26 protein-coding genes are annotated in these 25,989 nt (G+C 34.8%); 12 read left to right on the forward strand and 14 right to left on the reverse strand.

Annotation, left to right across the window (positions count from 1 at the left end):
* The first annotated feature begins 5 nt into the window (after nt 1–5).
* The 6 genes from nuoH to HS129_02575 are packed head-to-tail and all read left to right on the forward strand — an operon-like array spanning nt 6 to nt 7,067.
* The gene (gene nuoH, locus HS129_02550; GenBank protein MBE7410933.1) at nt 6–1,076 is read left to right on the forward strand and encodes an NADH-quinone oxidoreductase subunit NuoH; all 1,071 of its coding nucleotides are present in this window, start codon (nt 6–8) and stop codon (nt 1,074–1,076) included.
* Nucleotides 1,076–1,648 (forward strand): NADH-quinone oxidoreductase subunit J, encoded by a 573-nt coding sequence (locus HS129_02555; GenBank protein ID MBE7410934.1) that lies wholly within the window; start codon nt 1,076–1,078, stop codon nt 1,646–1,648. The genes nuoH and HS129_02555 overlap by 1 nt, the downstream gene beginning before the upstream one ends.
* A 22-nt stretch (nt 1,649–1,670) precedes the next feature.
* Nucleotides 1,671–1,991, forward strand: coding sequence for an NADH-quinone oxidoreductase subunit NuoK (gene nuoK / locus HS129_02560; GenBank protein MBE7410935.1), 321 nt, complete (start codon nt 1,671–1,673; stop codon nt 1,989–1,991).
* Between the two features lie 4 nt (nt 1,992–1,995).
* Nucleotides 1,996–3,939 (forward strand): NADH-quinone oxidoreductase subunit L, encoded by a 1,944-nt coding sequence (nuoL, locus tag HS129_02565; GenBank protein MBE7410936.1) that lies wholly within the window; start codon nt 1,996–1,998, stop codon nt 3,937–3,939.
* 3 nt (nt 3,940–3,942) lie between these two features.
* Nucleotides 3,943–5,637, forward strand: coding sequence for an NADH-quinone oxidoreductase subunit M (locus tag HS129_02570; protein ID MBE7410937.1), 1,695 nt, complete (start codon nt 3,943–3,945; stop codon nt 5,635–5,637).
* A gap of 5 nt (nt 5,638–5,642) precedes the next feature.
* Nucleotides 5,643–7,067: an NADH-quinone oxidoreductase subunit N gene (locus HS129_02575; protein ID MBE7410938.1), complete on the forward strand. Its 1,425-nt coding sequence runs from the start codon at nt 5,643–5,645 to the stop codon at nt 7,065–7,067.
* 136 nt (nt 7,068–7,203) lie between these two features.
* Here the strand turns inward: HS129_02575 and HS129_02580 are convergent, their stop codons facing one another.
* Nucleotides 7,204–8,193 carry a CoA ester lyase gene (locus HS129_02580; protein MBE7410939.1) on the reverse strand — a complete coding sequence of 330 codons (990 nt, stop codon included), beginning with the start codon at nt 8,191–8,193 and terminating at the stop codon, nt 7,204–7,206.
* 260 nt (nt 8,194–8,453) lie between these two features.
* On the opposite strand from HS129_02580, the gene sufB reads away from it, so the two are divergent.
* Nucleotides 8,454–9,854, forward strand: coding sequence for a Fe-S cluster assembly protein SufB (gene sufB, locus HS129_02585; protein MBE7410940.1), 1,401 nt, complete (start codon nt 8,454–8,456; stop codon nt 9,852–9,854).
* A complete protein-coding gene (rlmN, locus tag HS129_02590; GenBank protein MBE7410941.1) occupies nt 9,854–10,873 on the forward strand; it encodes a 23S rRNA (adenine(2503)-C(2))-methyltransferase RlmN in 1,020 nt (339 codons plus the stop codon). Before sufB ends, rlmN begins: the two co-directional genes overlap by 1 nt.
* Here rlmN and HS129_02595 read toward each other — a convergent pair.
* Nucleotides 10,862–11,737 (reverse strand): protein-glutamate O-methyltransferase, encoded by an 876-nt coding sequence (locus tag HS129_02595; GenBank protein MBE7410942.1) that lies wholly within the window; start codon nt 11,735–11,737, stop codon nt 10,862–10,864. The genes rlmN and HS129_02595 overlap by 12 nt on opposite strands.
* A gap of 106 nt (nt 11,738–11,843) precedes the next feature.
* Between HS129_02595 and HS129_02600 the strand changes: the two genes are divergently transcribed.
* A complete protein-coding gene (locus HS129_02600; GenBank protein ID MBE7410943.1) occupies nt 11,844–12,593 on the forward strand; it encodes a menaquinone biosynthesis protein in 750 nt (249 codons plus the stop codon).
* Here the strand turns inward: HS129_02600 and HS129_02605 are convergent.
* From HS129_02605 to HS129_02645, 9 genes are read right to left on the reverse strand one after another with little or no spacing between them, the layout of a single operon-like run.
* A complete protein-coding gene (locus HS129_02605) occupies nt 12,588–13,898 on the reverse strand; it encodes a hypothetical protein (GenBank protein MBE7410944.1) in 1,311 nt (436 codons plus the stop codon). The two genes, HS129_02600 and HS129_02605, sit on opposite strands and share 6 nt — an antisense overlap.
* Before the next feature lie 15 nt (nt 13,899–13,913).
* Nucleotides 13,914–15,197: a glucose-1-phosphate adenylyltransferase gene (locus HS129_02610; protein MBE7410945.1), complete on the reverse strand. Its 1,284-nt coding sequence runs from the start codon at nt 15,195–15,197 to the stop codon at nt 13,914–13,916.
* Between the two features lie 57 nt (nt 15,198–15,254).
* Nucleotides 15,255–15,914 (reverse strand): phosphoribosylformylglycinamidine synthase subunit PurQ, encoded by a 660-nt coding sequence (gene purQ / locus HS129_02615; GenBank protein MBE7410946.1) that lies wholly within the window; start codon nt 15,912–15,914, stop codon nt 15,255–15,257.
* Nucleotides 15,911–16,159, reverse strand: a complete 249-nt coding sequence (gene purS / locus HS129_02620) for a phosphoribosylformylglycinamidine synthase subunit PurS (protein MBE7410947.1) — start codon at nt 16,157–16,159, stop codon at nt 15,911–15,913. The genes purQ and purS overlap by 4 nt, the downstream gene beginning before the upstream one ends.
* On the reverse strand, nt 16,141–16,992 hold the full coding sequence (locus tag HS129_02625; protein ID MBE7410948.1) for a phosphoribosylaminoimidazolesuccinocarboxamide synthase: 852 nt from the start codon (nt 16,990–16,992) through the stop codon (nt 16,141–16,143). The genes purS and HS129_02625 overlap by 19 nt, the downstream gene beginning before the upstream one ends.
* Entirely contained in the window at nt 16,989–18,122 is a 1,134-nt protein-coding gene (locus HS129_02630) for a SpoIIE family protein phosphatase (GenBank protein MBE7410949.1), read from the reverse strand. The genes HS129_02625 and HS129_02630 overlap by 4 nt, the downstream gene beginning before the upstream one ends.
* Before the next feature lie 28 nt (nt 18,123–18,150).
* On the reverse strand, nt 18,151–18,837 hold the full coding sequence (gene ccsA, locus HS129_02635) for a cytochrome c biogenesis protein CcsA (GenBank protein MBE7410950.1): 687 nt from the start codon (nt 18,835–18,837) through the stop codon (nt 18,151–18,153).
* 16 nt (nt 18,838–18,853) lie between these two features.
* A complete protein-coding gene (locus tag HS129_02640; GenBank protein ID MBE7410951.1) occupies nt 18,854–19,522 on the reverse strand; it encodes a heme exporter protein CcmB in 669 nt (222 codons plus the stop codon).
* Entirely contained in the window at nt 19,510–20,142 is a 633-nt protein-coding gene (locus HS129_02645) for an ABC transporter ATP-binding protein (protein MBE7410952.1), read from the reverse strand. The genes HS129_02640 and HS129_02645 overlap by 13 nt, the downstream gene beginning before the upstream one ends.
* A gap of 39 nt (nt 20,143–20,181) precedes the next feature.
* Between HS129_02645 and HS129_02650 the strand changes: the two genes are divergently transcribed.
* Nucleotides 20,182–21,162 carry a hypothetical protein gene (locus HS129_02650; GenBank protein ID MBE7410953.1) on the forward strand — a complete coding sequence of 327 codons (981 nt, stop codon included), beginning with the start codon at nt 20,182–20,184 and terminating at the stop codon, nt 21,160–21,162.
* An 11-nt stretch (nt 21,163–21,173) separates the two neighbouring features.
* On the opposite strand, the gene HS129_02655 is transcribed toward HS129_02650, so the two are convergent.
* Nucleotides 21,174–21,653: a flavin reductase family protein gene (locus HS129_02655; protein MBE7410954.1), complete on the reverse strand. Its 480-nt coding sequence runs from the start codon at nt 21,651–21,653 to the stop codon at nt 21,174–21,176.
* A 111-nt stretch (nt 21,654–21,764) separates the two neighbouring features.
* On the opposite strand from HS129_02655, the gene HS129_02660 reads away from it, so the two are divergent.
* Nucleotides 21,765–22,142, forward strand: a complete 378-nt coding sequence (locus tag HS129_02660) for a transcriptional repressor (protein MBE7410955.1) — start codon at nt 21,765–21,767, stop codon at nt 22,140–22,142.
* 3 nt (nt 22,143–22,145) lie between these two features.
* Nucleotides 22,146–23,903 carry a DNA mismatch repair endonuclease MutL gene (gene mutL / locus HS129_02665; GenBank protein ID MBE7410956.1) on the forward strand — a complete coding sequence of 586 codons (1,758 nt, stop codon included), beginning with the start codon at nt 22,146–22,148 and terminating at the stop codon, nt 23,901–23,903.
* Nucleotides 23,904–23,916: 13 nt separating this feature from the next.
* Here the strand turns inward: mutL and HS129_02670 are convergent, their stop codons facing one another.
* On the reverse strand, nt 23,917–24,726 hold the full coding sequence (locus HS129_02670) for a ribonuclease Z (GenBank protein ID MBE7410957.1): 810 nt from the start codon (nt 24,724–24,726) through the stop codon (nt 23,917–23,919).
* Nucleotides 24,726–25,973 (reverse strand): MFS transporter, encoded by a 1,248-nt coding sequence (locus tag HS129_02675; GenBank protein MBE7410958.1) that lies wholly within the window; start codon nt 25,971–25,973, stop codon nt 24,726–24,728. The genes HS129_02670 and HS129_02675 overlap by 1 nt, the downstream gene beginning before the upstream one ends.
* Nucleotides 25,974–25,989 lie beyond the last annotated feature (16 nt).

Raw genomic sequence — 25,989 nt, forward strand, 5'->3', positions numbered from 1 at the left:
TTAAAATGGATTGGAATCTAATTTTAGTTTGGGCAATTAAGAGCGGTTTATTTTTCTTTATTATTATTACCGGTTGTGCCTATTACACTTTGGCAGAAAGAAAATTTGCTGGGTTTATTCAAGATAGAAAAGGCCCGAATAGAGCTGGCCCTTTTGGACTTTTTCAACCTCTGGCTGACGGGATAAAGTTTCTAACCAAGGAAGAAATTTTTCCTTCTCAAGTAAATAAAATCATGTATTTGATTGCACCTATGGTTTCCATAACTTGTGCAGTTATGGCTTGGGCAGTAGTTCCGTTAGGAGGGTCTATACCACTACCTCCTGCAATTGCAGATATTGTTGGGTTTACTGTACTTGATTTGCAAATCGTCAACCCGAACACAGGGATTTTGTTTATGTTTGCTATATCTTCTCTTGCAGTATATGGAATTATCTTAGCCGGTTGGAGTAGCAATAACAAATACTCACTCATGGGAGGAATTCGTGCTACCGCTCAGATGATTAGCTATGAATTGCCTCTCGGTTTAAGTGCAGTAACGATTATACTTATGTCTGGCTCTTTAAAATTAACTGATATCAACGACGCACAAAAAGGGATGTGGTTTATTTTTACTCTTCCTGGTTTTATAGCCTTCTTTATTTTTGTAGTTGCTATGTTTGCAGAAACCAACCGTCTTCCATTTGACTTGGCTGAGGCTGAGTCAGAGCTTGTGGTAGGTTTTCATACAGAGTATGGCTCGTTTAAATTTGCTCTATTTTTTATAGCCGAATATATGAATTTGATCACAATGAGCTGCATAGTGACTCTTTTATTTTTCGGTGGATACAATGTTCCTTTTGGACTTTTTGAAGGAAATGATTTTCGTCCTATACTTGGATTAATTATCTTTGTAGTGAAAGTTTTATTTTTTGCATTTTTATTTATATGGGTGAGGTGGACTCTTCCTAGATTTAGATACGACCAACTCATGGGGCTTGGTTGGAAAAAATTAATCCCTTGGAGTTTGTTTGCAATTTTGTTAGGATCAACCTATGTAGTCTATTGGGGAAAATACTGGAAAGGACTATTTAACTGATGATAAATTGGAACGAACCACAAACTATTATTTTTGGGATATTTGCTACACTGGCAGTCATCTCTGCTTTTTTAGTTATTCTACATAAAAACCCTGTGACCTCTGCCATTTTTTTAGTATTAACATTTTTTTCTTTAGCCGGAATTTACGCAGTGATGGACGCTATATTTATTGCAACAATGCAAGTTTTGGTTTATGCAGGTGCAATTATGGTGTTGATCGTATTTGTTTTGATGTTATTGAATTTAAGAGAAGAGACTCACAAACAGATTTGGGAAAAACCTTTCAAAAAAATAGTGATTTTTCTTTTTGTTGGTATCTATGCGTTTTTACTCTTCGGTGTATTTTACAATGGTGAGTTAATAATCAAGGCTCATACGCTTGGGTACTCCTCCAATTCTTATAACTACCCGCTTAGTGAAAGTGTTAGTGCAAAAGGGAATATTGCAGCTGTGGGAGCATCTACTTTTTTAGATTATCTATTATCGTTTGAGCTTATCTCTGTCCTTTTATTGGCAGCAGTAATTGGGGCTGTAATCTTGGCAAAAAAGGATTTTGGAAAACAATTATGAACTTTTCATACGGAGAAAAATTTTGCAACAGGTAATCTCTACAGTCCCTATTCATTATTATTTAACTCTTGCCGGAATTCTATTTTCGATTGGAGTCGCCGGAGTTCTAATCCGTAGAAATATTGTTATGATATTTATGGCGGTAGAGTTAATGTTGAATTCTGTTAATTTAGTATTTATTACATTTTCAAAAGCCCTCTCTCAGATCAATGGAGAGGTTATTGTGTTTTTTGTTATGGCAATTGCAGCCGCAGAGGCTGGTGTAGGTCTTGCCATTGTTATTGCAATCCATCGTCAAAAGAAAACTTCCAATGTTGACGAAATTAATTTATTAAAGTGGTGAAAGAATGTTAGAACTGTTTCCACTCGTTATTCTATTGCCTCTAATTGGCTTTTTAATCAACGGATTATTATACAAAAGAATTCCTAATTTCTTAGCCGCTATTATAGGGACTTCCGCAGTAGCCATTCCTTTTTTCATTACTTTGGGTGCTCTGTTCGATTATCAGCCGATGCAGAGAAACACACCTTACATGTTTACAATTTTGCATTGGATTCAAGCAGGCTCTTTGCAGGCAGACTTTGCATACCAAGTAGATCAACTGTCTTTGTATATGACTTTGATTATCACCGGAATAGGCTCACTCATCCATGTATATAGCTCCGGTTATATGCACGGAGAAAAAGGGTTCAACCGATTTTTCGTATATCTGAATTTATTTATTTTTTCTATGCTAAACTTAGTTTTAGCGGATAATCTTGTACTGATGTTTTTGGGATGGGAAGGTGTAGGTCTTTGCTCTTACCTTTTAATCGGTTTTGACTATCACAAAGACTCTGCAGCCAACGCTGGGATGAAGGCTTTTATCACGAATCGAATTGGTGACGTTGGTTTTGCAATCGGTATTTTTTTGACCTATTGGTATTTAGGAAGCGTGAAGTATGTAGATATTATGGCAGCTCTACCCACGGCACTTCCGTTTAAGGAAATTATTAATTGGGTAGCTCTCGCCTACTTTATAGGAGCGATGGGAAAATCAGCTCAAATTCCACTATATGTTTGGCTCCCCGATGCTATGGCAGGTCCAACTCCAGTATCCGCACTGATTCACGCTGCAACTATGGTGACTGCCGGTGTTTTTATGATAGCAAGGCTAAATCCAATATTTTTTGCAGCAGAGAGCACGAGTACTTTTATTGCAATCATTGGAGCCTTGACTGCATTGTTTGGGGCAACGATTGGTTTACTTCAAAACGATATTAAAAAGGTACTCGCTTATTCCACAGTATCTCAATTAGGTTATATGTTTCTTGCAATGGGCGTAGGTGCTTATAGTGCAGGTATGTTTCACTTAATGACTCACGCATTCTTTAAAGCTCTGATGTTCTTAGGTTCAGGCTCTGTAATTCATGCAATGCACCACGAACAAGATATGAGAAATATGGGTAATCTAAAGTCGTACATGAAAATTACTTGGATTACATTTTTAATCGGAACTTTAGCAATCAGTGGAATTCCTCCATTTAGCGGATTTTTCTCAAAAGACTTAATTTTAGAGAAGGCGTTTAGCTTTCATGGGATGGGAAAAGTTTTATGGGTAGTCGGGCTTGCAGGAGCATTTTGTACTGCATTCTATATGTTTCGACTCGTGTTCTTAACATTTTACGGTAAGGAAAGAATCGATCACCATGTAAAAGAGCATTTGCACGAATCTCCATTGAGCATAACTTTTCCATTAATTATTTTATCTGTGGGTGCAGCCCTTGCCGGATTACTGCAAGTTCCACATATTTTCTTTGGCGGAACACATATTCTAACAGATTATTTTCGCCCGATATTCGAGTCCGGAGAAAACTCTATAAAATCTTGGGGTATTGTAAAAGAGCCTCACGATATTTCTACTTCCTTGGAAGTTACTCTTGTAATTATTTCAGTCGGAGTCGCTGCGATTGGTATCGCATTATCGTATTTTCTCTTCCAAGTAAAAAAGACTGTACCAACAACAGATGACAAGATACTTGGGTTTAGTAAAATTTTATACAATAAATACTATATTGATGAAATTTATGAAATGAGTATTATCAAACCTCTCATCCGTCTATCTGAATGGTTGGCTAGAGCTTTCGATAAAATCGTAATTGATGGGTTTGTAGTTGGAATTGGAAAAGTATTCCTATTTCTTTCTTCAATATTCAGAAAAATTCAAACCGGATTTGTGGGAGACTATGCTTTTTCCATAGTCATTGGTGCGATTATTATTCTTTTGTATCTTACGTTAAATGGAGCATAATAAATGCCTGATTTTCTAATTTCGTTAATCATACTTTTTCCAATAGTAGGTGTATGTATTATTTTATTTTTAAAAAATGAAACCGCTATCAAATGGATTTCTGCAATAGTTACACTCATTACTTTTCTATTAACAATTCCAATGTTGTTTTTATTTGATCCAACTAATTCATCTCTACAGTTTGTACATAAAATCCCTGGTTGGTTAGTGTCTGGAAAACTGATCGTAGATTATCATTTTGGCTTGGATGGCGTAGCCTTACTTTTATTCGTTTTAACCGGATTTTTATTTTTTATTTCCAGTGTAGGCTCTTGGACATACATAAGTAAAAGGCTAAAGGAATTTTATATTTCTTTATTAATATTAGAAGTCGGTGTCTTGGGAGTGTTTGCGTCAGCAAACTTAATTTTATTTTACACGTTTTGGGAATTGATGCTCATTCCGATGGCTCTCTTGATTGGTATCTGGGGAGGAGAGAATAGAATTTACGCTTCTGTAAAGTTTTTTCTTTACACTATGGCCGGATCCGTTCTAATGCTCGCCGCAATTTTAATCATATATTTTAAAACCGGAACAGTATCTATCGAAGCTCTATCAATCAATTCTTTAACCGGATTTTCTAAAGAATTGCAATTGTTTTTATTCTTTGCATTTGCAATTAGTTTTATGATTAAAATTCCTGTTTTCCCTTTGCACACTTGGTTGCCGGATGCACACACTGAGGCTCCAACCGCCGGATCTGTGATACTCGCAGGGGTACTATTAAAAATGGGAACTTATGGGTTTATTCGATTTTGTATTCCATTTTTTCCGGCAATTGCGTTGGAATACAAAGACTTAATAGCTATTCTTTCTGTTGTAGGGATTGTATATGGAGCACTTGTTGCTATGGTGCAAAAAGACGGCAAAAAATTAATTGCATATAGCTCTGTATCTCACCTTGGTTTTTGCCTTCTCGGTCTTGTTACATTTACAGAAGAAGGTGTTATGGGTGGAATGATTCAAATGATCAATCATGGTGTTTCTACCGGAATGCTGTTTTTGATGATTGGTATGATGTATGAAAGAACTCATACTCGACTCATTGCAGACTATGGCGGGATTTCTAAAGTCACTCCTTTGTATTCAATCTTTTTTATGATCGCAATTTTGTCTTCGGTTGGACTGCCGGGGATGAATGGGTTTGTTGGGGAATTTTTAGTTTTACTTGGGACTATGAAGTTCAATGTAGTTCTTGCCATAATTGCAGCCACTGGAGTGGTTTGGGCAGCTTGCTATTTGCTTTGGTTTACAAAGAGAATCCTATTCGGAGAAGTTACAAACTCAAAAAATCTTTCTTTAAAAGATTTGAATACGAGAGAAATTTTTGTATTATTACCGATGGTGATTTTAATATTTTGGTTAGGAATATACCCAAAAAGTTTCTTAAGATATTTAGAGCCTTCTTTAAGAGTGTATCTAAATTCTGCTTCAGTCAAAGCAATCGCTGAAAGAAACCAAGCTGAAAAAGATCTTGGTGGAAAAGAGCTTACCAGAAGCTATACGAATTATTCAACTCTCGGATCTCCTATACTTAGTTTTGAAGAGAGACTATCGGGGTACACAGGCAATTATTCCGTAAAAATTCGATTTAAGAAAAACGACAATACACCTATTGAAAACGAAGTAAAAGAAAAAGCCCAAGAGAAAAAGGAATAGTTTCAATGAATAAGATTCCGGAAATAAAAGATTTTATATCTATTTTACCTGCACTCATTGTAGTCTCTGCGGGTTTAGTCCAATTAGTAGTTCAGTTTTTTTCGAGTTCTAAATCTCATATACAGATAAGACTCATATCTATTTTTGCATTGATTGCAGCCTTAATATCTACAATCATCAACTTAGAAAAAGGGTTATTTTTTAACGAACAAATTTCTATTACTCCACTTACGGTATGGTTGAATATCATCTATATCATAACCGCTCTAATGACTGTTATCGCTTCACCAAAAAATTTAGAAGACCACAGAATTAATTTTTCCGAGTTCTACCCATTGATTTTATTTTCAGTAGCCGGAATGTTTTTTATGACTACTTCTTTTGATTTAGTTTTAATTTTCATCGGTCTTGAGGTAATGAGTGTTTGCTTGTATATATTGATAGGCATGGCTCGTAATGAAATTACAGCTCTCGAAGCTACAATGAAATATTTTTTACTTGGTGCATTTTCTTCCGGGTTTATGTTAATGGGGATTGCATTTTTATTTGGAGGAAGTGGCTCTACTAATCTTAGTGTAAGTTTTGCCAACTTATCTGGGGTAGGTGCCTCTGCTCTATATTCAAAAATTGGTTTAGGGCTTTTTATAGTAGGGGTTGGATTTAAGGTGGCTCTGGTGCCTTTTCACGCTTGGACACCCGATGTGTACGAAGGATCACTCACTACGCTCAGTGGTTTTATGGCATCTGGACCTAAGTCTGCTGCAATTGGATTGTTACTTATAATATTTCAATTTATACCCGGTGTAACACTTTGGACGATTCTTTTAGGGGTGATAGCTATTTTTTCAATGACTTACGGGAATATTGTAGCTCTAAAACAAAATAATTTAAAAAGAGTTTTGGCGTATTCTTCAATTTCTCATGCGGGTTACGTTGCAGCAGGTATAGTTGCAAACGCCGGGATTGAAGTAATTTACTATCTTATACTTTACTCATTTATGAATATTGCAGCATTTTCTATCTTGGCTTACTTGGAAGATGGAAAAAGAGTTATCACTTATGAATCGATTAAGGACTTAGTTGAGACCCATCCTTATTCTGCGTTTGGACTGCTTGTTGCATTTTTTTCACTTGCTGGAATTCCACCTCTTGGGGGATTTTGGGCAAAATTATTTTTATTTCAAAAGATTGCAGAATCCGATGATTTTTTTTATAGAATATTACTAATTGCTGGTGTAGTCAATTCAGCCATAGCGGCCTATTATTATCTTAGAGTTACAGTTGTTGCTTTTATGAGTGGGGATAAAAAAGCAGATATTACAACTTCTGATTTAAAGAAAAATTATGGAATATCATTTGTAGTTGTAATTTCTACATTTGCTGTATTATTCCTGTGGATTTTTGTTCAACCGGGTAGATTGATTTTCTAGTAGCTTTCTTTTCGTAAAAATAAAAACTCAATTTTTCATTGGAGTTTTTTTTCAAATCTATATATTTTCAAAAATTTTTTAATTTATTTTCACGAAACAATATACTTCAAAAAATCCTTATATCAAAGTGCAAAATTCACGAAAAAAATCTTTTTTTGGATTCTTCTGGTAGGGCAACACCGGTAATTTTTGCTTTTTGAATAATTTCCCAGTAGTATCTGTATGTTGCCCTATCGTGCAAGTCTCCTGCGTGTTGGATTGGACCCCAATCTGCGTCTTGAGCTTTCACTAAAATTTCACTTGCAATTTGAACTTCGCTGAAATCGGGGGACATAGCATCAAGGATAGCTTGAATCTGGGTAGGGTATATTGACCACATTCTAAGAAATCCAAAATCATTTCTTGCTCGACTTGCGTCTTTGTAAGTTTGGTACTGATTTTTTAGGTCCAAAGTTACGTTATGCGCCGGAACTATTCCATTCCGTAAAGCAGCTGCGACTACATTAGATTTTGCTCTGCGGAGGAGTTCGTGATCGAATTGACCGGGACTTTTCATGCAAGAAGCAGGAATTGCACCGTGATGACCTGAAATAAAATCCATTAGTCCAAAGTCTAAGACTTGCATCCATGGCAGTGCTGCAATTTTGTCAACTTCGAGTAGTGCACCGTGTGTTTCAATTAGTACATGGATCGGGATTTCCCTTTTGATTCCACTTTTTTTAGCAACAGATTGTATATAGGAAATCATTTCTTCTACTTGAGAAGCCTTTGTTGGCTTTGGAATTGTGATATAGGCAATTTTTTCGCCAGCTCCAGGAACTACAACATCCACGTCTCCTTTCCAGTGAGAGTCTGTATAATCATGGATACGAACCCCGCTCATATTGTGTTTATTCAATTCAGAATTTTGAATTTTTACGATCATTTCTGCGTGTTCTTTTTCTTTTCCTTTTTGTGCTCCGTCTTCACAATCCATAGTTATATCGAATAGTCCACCAAGTTTGTTTTGCAATTCGAGAGCTTTTGTGATTAGCTTTTCAGAGCCGGCAAAGTGTTCGCAAGAAGGAATGATCGGAAAAGGTTTTTCTCCTTCAAATAGTGCGTCTTTCGGGTGTTTTAGTGCCATAGGTCTGTCCTTTTTTTTTAAAATATGATTTTCTTTTCAACATGTTTTTTTATTCACTTATGGTAAAGAGAATTTTTTGCGATTGAAGATAAATTCAGTTTCAAACTATGGTGATAATGTAAAACCCTATAATGGATTTTGTATCGCTTTTAAATGGCGATTTCCATTAGTATTTGAGCGTAAATATTTCCGAGAAAGACATTTTGTAGGCACGTCATCAATTAAAATATAAAACATGAGTCTAATACATGGAGATATAAATGAGTGAAGAGTTAGATGAAACCCGTTATTACAAACCGGACAATTTTCCGAAAGGGCTTACAAAAAAAGTAGTAGAATCTATTTCCCATATAAAAAATGAACCGGGTTGGATGACAGAGTTTCGATTGAAAGCCTACCAAATTTTTGAAGAGAAGCCAATGCCTAAGTGGGGATTTTTCCCGAATTTCCACGTAGATATTCAAGACTATACTCATTACGTGGGTGCAAATCATAAAAAGAAAAAATCTTGGGCAGAGGTTGATCCGGAGGTTTTAAAAAGTTTTGAAAAACTCGGAATCCCTGAGCACGAAAGAAAATACTTAGCCGGAATAGAGGCAATGAATGATTCTGAAACAGTTTATGCAAATGTAAAAAAAGAGCTTGCCGATCTTGGAATTTTATTTTGTGACATTGATACTGCAATTAGAGATTATCCCGAAATTGTAAAAAAATATTTAGGGACTGTTGTTTCAGTAAGTGACAATAAATTTTCGGCATTGAATAGTGCCGTATTCAGTGGAGGTTCTTTTGCGTTTTGCCCTAAGCGTGTGAAAACTCCTATGCCTCTTCAAGCCTACTTTAAAGTTTCAGCAGCAGCTTCCGGGCAATACGAAAGAACTCTTTTGATTGCCGACGAAGGTGCAGAAATCGAATATAGTGAGGGGTGCACCTCAGTTCAAGACAATGGAACAAATTTTCACACGGCAGTTGTTGAACTTATCGCACACGATAACGCTAAAATTAATTATACAACAATCCAAAACTGGAAAAAAAATATGTACAATTGGACTGTGAAAAGGGGGTTATGTCATAAGAGTGCCCACATTACATGGACTGATTGCAATATCGGAGCCAATACGATTAAATATCCTGGAATTGTTTTACTCGGAGATAACTCTAGGGGAAGTGTACTTTCTCTTGCGTTTGCCGGTAGTGGTCAGATTCAAGACACAGGTGCAAGAATTATCCACGTCGGTAAAAATACTCGAAGTAATGTCCTCGCAAAAGGAATCTCTTTGGATGGTGGGGTAAACTCCTATAGAGGGCTTATTCGGTTTACATCTTCTTCTGAAAATTCTTACAGTCATGTGAAGTGTGATGGACTCATAATGGACGATAGATCTTCTTCGCATGCTTTTCCGTACAATGACATCAGTGGAGAGCACGGCTCTTTAAATTACGAGGCCACCGTTTCTAAAATTGACGAAGACCAGTTATTTTATTTGCAATCGAGGGGACTAAGCGAAGATGATGCAAAACTTCTTGTAGTAAATGGTTTTTGTGAAAGTATAGTCAAAGACTTAAATGTGGAATATTCAGTAGAAATGACAAGGCTAATTAAGATGATTTTGGAAGACGGAAAAGCAATTTCTGAAACAGACCAACCCTCTTTGAAATAATGTTTGTATTAAAAGGTAGTTCGATTTCTGAGTTAGAAGAATTTTTTATTTCTATCGGAGAAAAAAAATTCAGAGCTAAACAAGTTTTTCAAGGACTCTATGCAGATAGGTACAAATCTATCGAAGAGTTTAGTGTACTATCCAAAGAACTAAAACAGAAGTTGAAAAATATTTCAGTAATACCGAGTATTCAGTTAAAAAAAAAGATCAAGTCAATCGACGGAACTGTCAAATTTATTTTTGAAGTTGAACCAAATAGAGAAATTGAATCTGTTTGGATTCCTACAGGTGACGGAAATAGAAAAACAATTTGTGTCTCATCTCAAGTAGGCTGTACATTATCTTGTGCATTTTGTGCAACAGGGAAATTAGAGTTTCAAGGGAATCTAAAGTCTTGGCAGATCGTAGATCAGGTTTTGCAAATTGAAAATATTTTAAACGATAGGGCTACCAATATTGTATATATGGGAATGGGAGAGCCGATGCACAATTATTTTTCGGTGATGAAGTCGGCTCACATACTGCATAGCTCCAACGCTTTCAATATCGGGTCTAAAAAAATTACAATATCTACTGCGGGAGTAATCACGGGAATTGAGAGATTTATACAAAATTCAGAGCCATTCAATTTAGCAATTTCGTTAAACCACCCTGACCCAAATTTAAGAAAATCTATTATGGGAATTGATGAAAAATATCCGCTTGCGAAACTTCTTGAGAGTGTGAATATTTTCACAAAAACTTTAAACAGGAAAATTACTTTTGAATACGTTATGATTCCGGGTGTGAATATGAATAAAGATTCTGCTGACAAATTGGTTCAAATCGGAAAATCTATTAATTGCAAAATCAACCTCATCCCGTTAAATACAGAGTTTTATGGTTGGAGAAGACCGTCAGACTCTGAAATTGATGCTTTTAAAAATTTATTGGAGCCTGCAAAAGTTCCGGTCACTCTTAGAAAATCTTCAGGACAAGATGTGTTTGGGGCATGCGGAATGCTGTCTTTACAAAGGTGAACGATTTTTCTTTTTGTAAATTGTTTTTCCCAAGAAACCGAAATCATCAGAAATACCGAAAAGTGTCTCAGAATGACCAATGATGAGAATACCATCATCCTCGAGCATGGAATGAAAATTGCTAAAGAGCCTTTTTTGAGTTGGTTTATCGAAGTATATGATTACATTTCTGCAAAAAATTATATCAAATTTTTCTTTAAATGGGAAAGGTGCTTCTAATAGATTTACTTTTTTGAATTCTATTAGATTTTTTAGATTTTGCGAAACTTCGTATTCGATAACTCCATTTTTTTCACTTACTTTTTTAAAATATTTTTTCTTGAATTCGTCAGATACAGTTTCTAATCTATCTTGCTTGTATATTCCTTTTTTCGCTGTTTCTATAACATTCGTATCTATATCCGAGGCAAAAATTTTCACTTCAAAACTCTTTTTTGTTTTTAGATATTCTTCTACTGTAATAGCGATCGAATAAGGCTCTTCGCCGGTTGAGCAGGCAGAGCTCCATATCCTAACCTTTTTTACGGAGAATTTTTGTAAGATTTTTTCTTTTTCAGGAAAAAATGTATTGGTTAGATATTCAAAATGGTGGTTTTCTCTAAAAAAATCTGTTTTGTTTGTAGTGATTTTATTTATAATTTCTAAAACCTCAACTTCGTAAAAGGCTTTGTCGTTTTTCAGTTTGCTCACATAATCTTTAAAATTATTCATGGAGTTGGCTCTAAGTCTGGAGTTTAGTCTGGATTGAACCATAATTTTTTTATGTGGAGGCAAAAATATTCCTGCCTTTTCATACACTAAATCTTTTATATAGTTAAATTCTAAATCCTCAATACTGGCTAAACTACCAAAAATATCGCTCATATTATCACCTTTGCCAAACATTTATAGCAATTAAAAAAGGTAAAGAAAAATCTCTTTTGTGCTTTTTTCAGTTTATTTTATTTTGGATATATATAGTAGAAATTTTATGAAAATCGGAATTATTAAACACTTAAACGCAAGACCCCTAACGTATGGATTTGAGAGAGCAGGCAACCACGAAATTATTTCTGATAACCCATCCGGATTAGTTGGGTTATTAATCTCCGGTCAATTAGACACAGCTCTAATTTCTTCGATAGAAGTTTTTAGAAATTCGGAAAAGTTGTCGTATTGCAACTTAGTAGGAGTTTCCTCTCATAATAAAGTACGTTCTATTGTATTCTATAAAAATAAAAATGAAAACTATCCGCCAAAATATATAAAAACAGATTCCGGATCCAGAACCAGTGTCGCTCTCCTAAAACTTTTGATAAGGATGGAAACGGGGGAGAATGTTGAAATGATTTCTACTCCACCGGATCAAATATCAAAGGACTTACATAAAAAAATTGGCTCCCATTTATTATTTGGAGATAACGCGCTACTTGACTCAAGAGACAATTCATATTATGAAAAAATTGATCTTGCAACATGGTGGAATGAGACAACAGGTCTTCCATTTTGCTTTGCACTTTGGGCGTATCCAAAAACTTTTCCAATTAGTGACTCTGTATTTACCGATTCTCTAAAGTTCGGTTTATCGAATATTGAAGAAATTATTTCAAATGAAAAAAGATTTCCAAACACTATGACACGTACTTATTTGACGGAAGAACTTCATTTTGAACTTACAGAAAAAGATAAAGAAGCCTTACTTTTCTTTCGGGATAAATGCGACGAATTCGGGATACTATAATTTCATTGTGTATGTTTGGACAGGCTCAGATTTTCCTTTAAGCTCTATCTTACTGTAATCGTATATTTTGTATTTTTCTTTTATTTCATCTGAGAGTTGGTTGTAGCAATTTTCGTTCATCAATACATTTCCGTCTGGACAGGAAGACTCTAATCTTGAAGCAACATTCACTGTATCGCCGATTGCAGTATAAGATACTTTTTGAAAAGAGCCGATGTTTCCGATAATAGCTGTGCCAGTTGCTATACCGATTCTTAATCCAGCATCAATGTGGAAAATTTGAAACCATTCTTCTCTAAGTTGGCGAAAAGTTTTTTGAATTTCGTGTGAAGCAATTACTGCTTTTTCAGAATAGTTTGGGATTTCTATGGGAGCACCAAAAAGTGCCATTATATTGTCGCCTGAGTATTTATCTACCCAACCTCCAACGTCATGAATAATTTCAGTCATTTCTGTAAAGAATTCATTCAATATAAAGATTACTTTTTCCGGGTTCAATTTTTCGCTAAATGAAGTAAACCCTCTTATATCTGCAAAAAATATACAAATCTCTCTTCTTACACCGTCTAATTCTTTTGATTTTTCGGGATCGGTTACTCTGGTGACTATTTCAGGTGAAACATATTTTCCAAAAATAGCTTCGATTTTATTTTTTTCTTTTAGAGTTTTGATTTCTTGCTCGTATTGCTTTTTTAGCTTGTGGTTTGCTTCTAGTAATTCTTGTCGGCTGAGTTCAAACATAGCGTCTTGCGCTACGTTTTGTTTTTCTATTTCTAATTTGGCTGTTTCTATTTCTTCTTGGAGCTTGACTTGCCTTTTTCTCGATTCTTCCCAATACAAATTCTGAATTTCAGATGCTTTCGATATTTGTAGTTTTAAATCTAAAATTTCTTTTGTATAGCCTATGTATTTTTTTACTAAAAGAATTAATTCACTTTTTTTAATTGGAGTGGTGATACATTCTGCACCCGCAGATAAACATGCTAATTTTGTTTTGTAGTCAGAGTTTTTAGCAAAATAAAGAATTGGGATATGGCGAAAACGAGCTTTGTGTCTGAAAAAATGCACTATTTCAAAATTCTCTTTAAATATATCGTCTTGTGAATCGTTTAATACCCCGATTATGATAACCGCCAGAGTGTTATCTGGAAGTTTTTTCTCAGTATTCATGTTTTTTAGATCGCTGTAAGACGAAAATTCAATAATTTCTAAATGTAACTCTTTTTGTAATATTTCACCGATACTATTATTTTTTTTGGAAAGGTTGAATATAAGAAAACAGTCTTTTGCTAAATCAAGTGGCATCAAAAATAAAACTCTTTAAATTTCATAATTATCTGGAATTACGGATCGTCTTGGCACAACTATAATTCCATCTACGATTCTTACATGTTCATCTTCAAAATTTATATGTCCATCTTTATTTAAAAGTTTAACCCCCTTACCAATATAACAATCTTTATCAATAATCGCATTTCTGATTTCGCAGTTTTGACCGATTCCTACTGGAATTTTTTTCCCCATCCTGTCAAAGCTACCGTAAGAGTCTGCACCCATAATTACCGTATTTTCAATATAGCAACCGGCATCAATAACTTGACGAACGCCAATTACAGAACGAATAATAGTAGAGTCGTTTATAATACAACCTTCGGATAAAAGCGTTTTTGTCAGATTGGCTTTATTCACTTTTGTTGGTGGTAAAAATCTGGGTCTGGTAAAAAAAGGAGTATTTTCTAAGTATAGGTTGAATTTAGGGAAATCATCGGTAAGCATTAGATTGGCTTCATAAAATGCTTTTATCGTACCAATATCTTCCCAATACCCTTCATAAGCATACCCATATACTTTATGGTTTGATAGAGAATGAGGTATAATCTCTTTTCCAAAGTCTGTTTTAGAATGGTCTTGTAAGACTTCAATTAAAACTTCTGTATTAAAAATATAAATGCCCATGGACGCTAAAAAATTTCCAGTAGGAGTTTTATAAGATTCTACCATAGTAAGGTCTTTTGGCTTTTCGTAGAATTCCTGGATCAATCCATTTTCGTCTAATTTTAAAATACCAAGTTCGGATGCTCTATCTGGAGACACACTATTTGCAGCTATACTGATTTCGGCCTCGCATAAAATATGATTTCTTAAAAATAACTCCAAGTTCATATTATACAATTGATCACCCGATAAAATGATAATGTATTTGGGGGCATAGTCTCTTATATGAGGAAGAACTTTTCTTACTGCATCGGCTGTTCCTTCAAACCATTTTACTGAGGCGATAGTTTGTTCGGCTGCAATAACCTCTACAAACCCTTTATTGTGAATTGTGTTAAAATTATACGTTCTCGAAATGTGCCTATTCAGTGAGTAAGAATTGAACTGAGTCAGTACATAAATCTGATTGAATTGACTGTTTAAAGCATTGGAAATAGGAATGTCTATGAGCCTGTATTTTCCTCCAAAACTTACAGCAGGCTTGGATCTTTTTTCGGTTAGCGGGAGTAGGCGAGTTCCCTTTCCTCCACCAAGAATCAGTGTAATTACTTTTTGTTCTCTGCGAAAAATATCACCACACTCGGAGCATTGGCTTCCGGCTACGTGCATTTGTTCTAAAATCCATTTCTTTTTTTCGCTATCCATAGTCTCGTACCGGCTATACTTTCATAAGCCGAAAAATGAGTCAAAGAATTTTTTACCGTCGGTAGATTGATTTATGTCATCTAAGGCTCTTTCAGGATGAGGCATAAGTCCTGCAATTTTAAAATTTTCAGATGTAATGCCCGCAATATTATTCAGTGAGCCGTTTGGATTTTCGATTGCATATTTTAATAAAATCCTATCTTGGTCTTCTAATTTCTTCAAGGTATTTTCATCTGCAAAATAAGCACCTTCCCCATGAGAAATCGGAATTTGTAAAATTTCATTCTCTTGAATTTTTTTAGTAAGTGGGTTATTTTTCCCGCCTTTGACAAGACTAACAGTTTTACAAATATGCTTTAAAGATTTATTTCTTGTGAGTGCACCGGGTAAGAGAGAGCATTCGGTTAATATTTGAAAACCGTTACAGATTCCGAGAATGAGCCTTCCTGATTTAGAATGTTCAATCACCGAATTCATAGAGTTTGCAAATCGAGCCATTGCACCGCAGCGTAAATAGTCTCCGTAAGAAAATCCACCGGGTAGAACTACTAAATCAAATTCTTTTCCAAAAGTATCTTTGTGCCAGATATAGCTTACACTGTGGTTGTAGTGTTCGAAAAGAGCGTCTCCAATATCTTTGTCGCAATTGGATCCGGGAAATGTAATTACAGCAGTTTTCATATTTGACTTAGCTCAAAAGTGTAAGATTCAATCACGCTATTTACAAGCAATTTATCGCAGATTCGTTTTAAATCTTCTATGGCTGTGTCTTTATTTGTAGAATCCAATTTCAATTCTATGTATTTTCCGATTCGTACACCTTTTACAGATCCCTCTCCCATTTCATTCAGAGTACGGTGAACGGTAGTGCCCTGTGGATCCAAAACGGATTCTTTCAGTGTGATATTTATTTTTCCGATAAACATTCTGTTAAAATACTCTCCAATTTTTTATATTTTTCTTGTAATGTAATAATTAGACTCTCCGGTAAACTTGGGGGAGGTGGTGTTTTATTCCAGCCGCTTTTTTCAAGATAATTTCTCAAAATTTGCTTATCAAAACTTGGAGGAGAAACTCCTGTTTTGTAATTTGCTTTTTCCCAATATCTGGATGAGTCAGGTGTCAAAAGCTCATCAATGAGGTAGATTTCTTCATTTAGAATTCCAAATTCAAACTTCGTGTCCGCAAGGATCAAACTCGTTTTTTCTAATTTTTTTGCTGCCTCTGTATAGATATGAATAGATGTATTTTTTAGGAAGTGAAAAATTTTACTTCCGGTGAGTCTTTCCATTTCTTTTTCACTGATATTTTCATCGTGCCCAGAATCTTTTTTGATCGCAGGGGTAAAAACAGGCTCACTCAATTTCGAAGATTCTAAAAGACCTTTTTCAATTTCCCTAAATGCCAACTTACCAGTTTCCTTGTATTCTTTATAACCAGAGCCAGAAAGATAACCTCTTACTACACATTCAAAATCGATTCTTTTGCATTTTCTTACAAGCACCGATCTATTTTCAAAATAGGCATCGCTTGAAAATTCTTTTGGAAAATTTTTCCAATCTTTTTCTACTATATGATTTTTTATATTTTTAAAATAGCTAAACCAGAGGTTTGAAATCGAATTTAAAATTTTTCCTTTTTCTGGAATAGTCTCATTGAAGACAACATCGAATGCAGAAACACGATCTGTCGAACATAGGATAAGTGAATCTCCCAAGTCATAAACATCTCTTACTTTTCCGATATAGCTCGGTTTCATCCTACCTCCAATACAATCATCGCAACGTCGTCTGAAAAAGAAAATTTTGATGGGTGTTTTAAAATTTTTTCCATTATTGATTCCGGGTTTACATTATTTTCTGTCAGTGAATTATTGAAAATTTCACTAAGCCCTTCTTGACCAAAAATTTCAGAGTTCTCAGAAATTGCCTCTATGATTCCATCGGTGTAGAATAGGAGCGTGGAATTCTTTTCTAATTGGACTTTATGAATATTATCCGAATCGCTCATTTTTATATTCATAATCAAGCGCCCGCTACCTTTCAGATATCGCATATCTTTTCCATTGTATAGAAATGGATAGGGGTGTCCTCCATTTATATATTCAAAACTCCTGTCTTCGTTTAAGATTCCATAAAAAAAAGTAATCGAATAATCTTCCGGTAAAACTTTTTTTAAATTGGTTCTTATCGTGTTCACTCTATCTTGAAGGTTTTGACTTTCAGTCATAGTGAATAACTGCATTTTAAGCATAGCAGCTATTAGAGCCGAGGAAGGTCCATGCCCGGAGCAATCTGCTATCATTAAGTGCAGACTATTATTGGAGACCCATGCATCCACAAAATCACCACCTACCTCTCCCAATGATTTGAAAAATGTACTAACCTTGGAGCTTCCAAATTGAAAATTTTTTAAGGGGATTAGCTCTTCTTGAACTTTTTTTGCCATAGATAATTCAAAATTGTACATTTCATTTTGCTGAATCACTGTATCCTGTAATTTTTTTACTCGAATATGGGCTTTAATTTTAGCGATTAGCTCTACAGGGTGAAAAGGTTTGCTGATAAAATCGTTTCCCCCAGAAGAAATAGCCTCCAAAAAACCGGAATCTCTGTTGATTGAGGAAAGAAAAATAATAGGCAAAAGCTGAAATTGTTTTTGAGCTCGAATTTTACTGCAAAATGTGTAACCATCGGTGTCGGGTAAATTAATGTCCAATAGAATTAAGTCAACCGATTCAGAAGAAAGTATTTTTTCTCCTTCTTTTGCATCGCGAGCAACCCGAACAAGAAACCTCCCATTTTCTAAAACATGCTCTAATATTTCTACGATAACTTTAGAGTCTTCGATGATTAGAACTTTTGCTCTTTCTTCTGTGACCGGTTTCATTCTAATTCAATTTTTTCCAAGGAAGCTTTTAAGAATTGATTTCTTTGAGATAATCTATAGTATCGTTCAATTTTTCGTTTCTATAAATGATTATAAAAAGAATTAAAAAGAATAAATGGTAAGCGATAATATTCAACCAAAAAGCAATCTTCATGTCGGATTCCATTCCACCCTTTGATAGCACAGAACCGGGGTGGTTGCCGGGATTTTCTATCCAACGAATAGCTCCCCATGTAATCACAGAATTTAAAGCAGTAAGGATAGAAAGAAAAGAAGAAAAAATTTTTCTTTTGATTTTTTCTGTTATCATACTTCGCAAAAGAAGATACGCTGACAAACTAAAAAAAAGTACTGTAAAAGATTGAAGTCTTGCATCTGTCCAATCCCAAAAAACTCCCCAGGCACTCTTTGCCCAAATCCTTCCTGAAAAAATTACTGCAATTGAAAATAGAAATGCTATCTTTGCGGATGACACACTTAAAAAATCATACATATCATTTTTTTTGATGAGATAAAAAATTCCAAAGATCGCCGAAAAAACAGGAGCATACAACGCAACCCAAGCAACAGATACATGCAAATAAAAAATTTTGTGGCTCAATCCTTGCTCTAAGACAACATTTGGATAATTCAAACTAAAAAGAATGGCAAATGGAAAGACCAAAGCAAATAGTAAAAATAAACCCCAATCGAATTTTTCAGTTTGAATCGAAATTTTAACAATATCTATTTTAGTTTTCAACAGAAAACTCCTGTAACAGTAATCCAAGTGCAGAATACAAAAACACGAGTGAGACCATGATAATTACAGAAAAAACAGTATCCCCTTTTTGGAAAATGAATTTTCTCTCTGCTTCCATTCCAAATAGTAAAATTGGTATAGAAAAAGGGATTAAAAGTAGTGGCAAGACCATTTCTTTGAGTCTCGTTGCAAAGCTCACAATACTTAAAGAAACTCCGAGTAGGGAAAGAGAAAAAATTCCCAGACCAAAAAATACGATATTTCCAAAAAAGAATTTGAAATCTAAATTGAAAGACTCAAAGAAAAATGAAAACATGAGTATTTCTAAAATTGCAACGAGAGAGATTGCAAGAAACAGAACAAAAGACTTGCACAAAAAAAATACACTTCCCGAAAGATAGATTTGGTTTATTCTAAGTGCTCCACTTTCTCTTTCTTCCCAGGCAGATTGACCAATCAAAACAAAACTTACCATAAACATGATTGCCCACTTTAATCCGAGTAACGAGTTCATGTCCATGAGAGAAGTTTTTTCTTCCGAATAGTGAAAGATAAAAACTAAGGAGACCATAAGTACAAACATGGACAAGATTCCATTTTTTGCTTTACCGATGAGAAGTACTTCTTTTCGTAAAATTTCAAAAATCAATTTATCAATTCTCCATTTACCAAAAGAAGAGTTTTGCTTTTGAATTTTTTTTCTAAGGAAGCATCGTGAGTAACCCAAAGAATAGAACCGTAGTTTTGGAATCTCTCTATGAACGTATAGAATACTTTGCAGGAATTTTCATCAAGACCGCTCGTAGGTTCATCCAATAAAAGCAGGTTGGGAGAAGATGCGAGTGCGCATAAAATCCCTGCCTTCTGTTTCATCCCTTTAGAGTAAGAATACACCGGGTCGTGGATTCTATTTTTTAAATGAAAAAGCTCTATGTATTCATTCAAATCCAATTTTGTAGAATCGCCTCTGCCGATTTTAGAAAAATATCTGAGATTCTCTTTAAGGCTGAGAGAAGAATATAGTCCGAGTTCATGGCTTAGATACCCTATTTTTAAATTATCATCGGACTGTATTTTGTCCTTGTGGTATTTATTCTGAAATATTAATTTTAGAAGAGTAGATTTTCCACTGCCATTTTCTCCTCTTAAAAGAGTGATTTCATTTTGAAAAATTTGAAAAGATATGTTTTTTAGAATTTTTTTATATCCGATACTATAATTAAGTCGGTTGCAAGAAAGTATTTGATTTTTTAATTTTTGATTGCTTGATTTTTTCAAAACGAATGAATCTCTTACTTAAAGACTATTTTTTATTCTATGAGATATTTTCAAATTCTATTTTTTTCGATTTTACTATTTCAAGAGTCTCACTCTCAAACAAATATTGCGGGGAAACAATATAAAGACTTACTTTGGGGAAAAGAAGAAGAGTTTGACACGAGTGATTTCCCGAATGGATCGTATTCCAGAGTTCCTGAAGATTTTATTCTTACCTACGGAAAATTATGGAAGGAAAGCCCTCCTAAGTCTCGTGCTTATTTTCTTTATAAAAATGAGAAAATTGAAAATTCCGGTGGATTCAATAACAAGGCAGTTAGCTTTGCCTTGGATCAAGATATAGTTAAAAGAAAAGAGGCGGTAAACATGCTTGAGGCAGGGGTGAAATTTGATCCGCATTTTTTCCCATTTAGATACAACCTTGGGCGTTTGTACCAGATTGACCACAGATACGATAAGGCAAAAAGAGAGTTTGAATTTGCAAGTTATGAAGTTCCTGAATTTTATAAAATTTATATTCACCTTGGAAGATTGTTGGAATTGACGAATGAGCCTGATGAAGCCGTTGCAATGTACAAAAAAGCCGTACCCTTGAACAAGTTCAACACAGAGGCGTTAATTTTGCTTGCAGAGCATTTTTTAAATTCGGAACTTAGGAATAGAGCCTTACTGTATTTGCGGGCTGCTCTAAAAATTGATGAAGAAAATCCAAACGCTAAAATGGGCTTAGCTCGATTAGAAATGAATTCTAAAAAATATATGAATGCTTATAAAATTTTTAAACGAACTGAGTTATTTGATTCTGAAGGAAAAAGAAAAGACTACGATAAGAAGTTTCATTTTTACTTTGCAGAAACTGCATCCTTTGTAGGAGATTATATAACTGCTGAGTCTCAATACACCGAATTATTAAAATACCCCAATGATCCTTTCTTTGGTAGTTTTTCTTATAAAGTTGTAGAGAGAAGAAAAGAAATCGCATCCAAATTTGCAACTATAAAGAAGTCAGAAATAGAATAGCCGTGAACTATTCAAATAGAATAGTATTTGCGATGATAATAGAGCAGTGGTCTTTTATCAGGTGAAGAGCCACAAGCAATGACCCTTCCTATTACAATAGAATGGTCTCCCCCTTCGACATAGTTTTCCACTTTACAATCTAAAAATCCTGTACAACCGTTTAATATCGGAGAGTTCGATTTTTCTATTGTGTATCCGTTTGTATTTACACATTCATTTTTATCTACAGAGCGACTTGCAAATAGATTGGATAGGTTTTCTTGGGATTTTTCTAAAATGTTGACCGCAAATACTCCGGCTTCTTGTATTTTATTATGGCTTGAGATAGATTTTTGTAAACAAACTAAAATTAATGGCGGGTCAAGCGACAATGAAGAAAAACTATTTACTGTGATTCCTCCAAATTTATCTCCATCGGGATAAGTAATAACTGTAACACCTGTTGCAAATTGACCTAAAGTGTTTTTAAAATTTTCAATAGACTCGTTCATTAAATTAAAAAATTAGAATCTATTTAAAAAAATAAAGAATAATTCAGAAAAACCATATTTTTTTGTTGAATTTTTTTTATAGTGAGTCTAATATGCAAGTAGAATTAAATTATGAAGAATTTAACAAAACACAGACGGAAGATTTTAGAATCTATGCAAAATAGAAAGGATCATCCGACTGCGAGAATGGTATTTGACACTATTAGAGAAGAAACTGATCGAATTAGTTTTGCAACTGTTTACAATACTTTAGAATATTTGGTAAACCATGGTTTTGTAAAAAGGTTAAATATAGATTCCGATTCTTGTCGTTACGATGCTTGCTTAGACAAACACGCACATTTAATTTGTACAATTTGTGGGGCAGTGATTGACGCACCTTCCATCAATTTAGCAGAATCAATTCATTTAGAAAACTACAACTTTCAATTAGAAGAGGTCACTGTTTCCGTTACAGGAACATGCAGTTGTTGCAAATCTTCCCATTAGAACATGGGAGTAATCAAAGCACTCGATCCTTCTCTTATAAATAAAATTGCTGCTGGTGAAGTAATTGAATCTTCTTTCTCGGTAATCAAGGAATTAGTCGAAAATTCTTTAGACGCTCTATCTACAGAAGTTGACATAGAAACAACAGGTGGTGGTTTTGAAAAAATTATTGTCTCAGACAACGGTGTTGGGATTGATGAAGACGATGTTGAACTCGCATTTCAAAGACATGCTACAAGTAAAATACAAAGCTTAAACGATTTAGAAAAAATTCATACTTTTGGCTTTAGAGGAGAGGCACTTTCTTCTATTGCTTCCGTATCCAAGATTCGATTGACAACAGGAAAAAAAGACGGGGTTGCCTCTAATCAGTACTTTGCAGAAAAAGGAATCATTCAATCTAAAAAAAAAGTGAGTGGTAAAAAGGGCACTACGATTGAAGTCACAGACTTATTTTTTAATACCCCTGTCAGAAGGAAATTTATAAAATCAGAAAAAAGCGAAGATAGAAAAATTAAAGAGAAAGTTATCTCTATTGCTCTGTCCAGACCGGATGTTAGTTTCAGACTCGTTCAAGACGGAAAAGAAATTTTACGTTTAAACCCGGAAGACCGAAGGGAAAGAATCCTATCTATTTTTGGTGAGAATTTTAGAGATCATCTATTGGAAGTAAACTCAGAAAAAAATGGAATCCGAATCACGGGGTATATTTCAGATCCGGACTTTTACCGATCGAATAGAATGGGACAGTTTACATTTGTAAACGGTAGAGCAGTGGAGATACGCTATGCTTCCTTTTTATTAAAAAAATCTTATGATGAACTACTGCCCGGTGGAGCCCACCCTTGGTGTTTTTTATTTTTTGAAATCGATCCTTCCAGAGTAGATGTAAATGTTCACCCTGCCAAAAAAGAATTAAGATTTTTAGATGAAGATGCAATTCATTCTATTTTTTTACACTCGATAGGCTCTGTACTTAGGTCCAAAACTCCTGTAAGTTTTTTAGAATTAAAAAGAAGGCTAAGCTCTCCACTAAAATTTGAGAGTAATTTGAGTGACCCGATAGAACTTCAACAAAATACTTTTATTAGCTCTTTTCTAATAGAGCCACAATTTCAAAAAGGCTTTGAATTAGAAAATGTAGAATTTAAAAACTTTGGTGATTCACATATCCAGAATGAAAAAGAGAAAACTTTTTTACCCAAAAGGCATTTTGGAGTTATATTTGATACTTTTATTTTAGCAGAATCAGATGATGGTTTATATATTATTGATCAACACACAGCCCACGAAAGAATTCGATACGAAGAAGTTTTAAAAAAGTTTCAAAAAAAAATTCATTCGCAAAATCTACTTACACCAATCCGTTTAGATTTATCTATTTTTGAAGCAGAAGAATTACTGGAGAAAAGTCAGGAGTTAAAAAAAGCCGGGTTTGTATTGGATGAAATGGATGGTGGTACAATTCTTATTCGTGAAGTACCCGACTTTATAGATACAGGAAAAGAAAAAGAAATTATTCTTGATTTTTTAAATAGGTCCAAAGACGATTCTGAGGAGAAAGAAATCTTTGACTCTCTTGCGAAGTCAATCGCTTGCAAGTACGCAATCAAAAAAGGAGATCAAGTTTCTGACTATATCTTAGGTGAAATTCTAAATAGGCTTAGCTATTGCGAAAACCCATCTCGTTGTCCACACGGAAGACCTACCTTGGTAAAACTCACAAGAGATGATTTAGAAAAAATGTTTCATCGAAAGTAAACAAAATAAAACTCTAAATTTCAAAAATATCACCCGGAAGAGGGATAAAACAATTGATTTTAGATTTTTTTATATAGTTTGAAATTTCTTTTTCTTGGCTACGCCTAACTATTCTATTGATATGTACTAGTGCCAGGTTTTTTATATTTTGCTTCTTTGCGTTTTCTACTACTCCTATAATAGATCCGTGACCTAAAATATTTTTATCAAATAGGTATGCCTCGTGAACTAAAAAGTCCAAACCAGAAAAAAGTTTTAAAGACTCATTCGTGAAATCACCGTCTCCGCTAAAGGCAAAAGATTTTTTACTCTCGGTTGACTCGATTCTAATTGCTAAATTTTTTCTGGAGTGGTTTGTTCTGGCTAAATAGATTTGTATTTTTTCTAATTGAAAAGAAGTGTCCGATTCAATAAAATTAATTTGGAAATGGGGTTTTTTTAATGTTCCTTGAGCCGGGGGCTCACCTATTTTGTCTGAATTTTTTCCCTCATAATCCCAAAATACTCCCGGGTAGGCTTCTTCTATTAAGTTTTTAGCAAATTCTTCAGTTCCGATTTGACCGAGTATGGTGAGAGGTTTCTTTCTATTTTCTTCCCACCATCTTGTAAGAAGTGCAGGTAGTCCAAAAAAATGGTCTGCGTGAAAATGAGTAAAATAGATACAATCAATGGAATTCGGATCCGGAAAATTTTTCCAAATACTTTGGATTGCAGAATATCCAGTGTCTAATAAAATTTTTTTACCTTCTGTTTCGCATACTATACTTGTGTTGGAGTAAGCTTCATCAAAAGCCTCACCTACACCTAAGAAATAAATTTTCATTACTTTCTTTTCTCACTCCCAAGCCACACTATAAGACCGCCTAAAATATACGTCCATATAAAAATATTCATGGCAAACCCAAGCCCGAATTTATCTGCTAAAAACCCTGAAATAATTGGAGTAGTAAAAGCCCCAAGCTCAGCACCCATGATTCCAAAACCCGTTGCCCTTGCAGAAAGCTCTGCGGACACAGAGTCTGTCATCCAAGCAAGTATGGTTGGATAAAGACCTGTGATAAAAAATCCGGCGAGTGCTATCATATATAGAGAGGCTTCCACATCTTTTGCAAGCAACACTCTATACCATAACAACCCGGAAAGAGTATAGAAAATTGTGATAGTGATTCTTCTTCCTAATTTATCCCCAATCTTACCGCTTAGTAGAGAGCCAATTGTTCCGGGTATAAACATGAGTGCGGTCAAACCACCCGCAACTACAAGTGAAAATCCTTTTACTTCGCTTAAATATTTTGGAGTAAATGTAGAGATTGACCAAAGCCCGAAGTTGGCTACAAATTGTAGTGAAAAAATTATCCAAGCATTTTTATTTTTTAAAATTTCTGAAAACCCGTGGGATTTTGCTTTGCCTTCAGCCTCCTTAAATGCAGCTCTTTCTTGCATCGGAATTTCAGGCATAAAAAAGTAAGTTAAAATTGCAGTGATTGTAGTAGGGATAATCATCCACATCCATGGTGAACGCCAATCTCCCGATACTACTTCTACACTTGTTGATTGAAATACAGAAAAAAGTGCATCCGTAAAATTCCAAGCGAGTAAGCCCACTGCAGTTGCAAATAGAATCCCTACAAAAGATCCTAGTGTCCAACCGGTTGAAAAAATAGCAGAAGCAAAAGCTCTTTTAGCCTTAGGGAAAACTGAAGTAACATACCCAACTGCACTGGAATAATACGCACCCTCAAATAGACCGGTAAACGCTCTTGTGACAAGTAAACTCATCACTCCCCCGACAAGACCTGTAAAATAAGTGGTGATACCAAAAAATAAAACTGAGAAAGCGATCACTTTTTTTGAGCCGAATCTGTCCGCAAGGTACCCTCCCGGAATTGGAGATATGGAATACCCTATAAAAAAGGCAGAAGTTAAAAGACCAATGTCTGTATTAGAAAGATTGAATTCTTTTTGTAAAAGCGGCAGTAATGGCCCGATAAGTTGTCTGTCTGCAAAGTTTACAAACCAGCCAAGCCACGCAAAAAAAAGAACCCTATAAGCTCTTTTGTCGGTTTCCATAAATTCTCCTATTTTG

Source organism: Leptospiraceae bacterium, assembly GCA_015075105.1.
In the GTDB taxonomy this organism is placed as follows: domain Bacteria; phylum Spirochaetota; class Leptospiria; order Leptospirales; family Leptospiraceae; genus JABWCC01.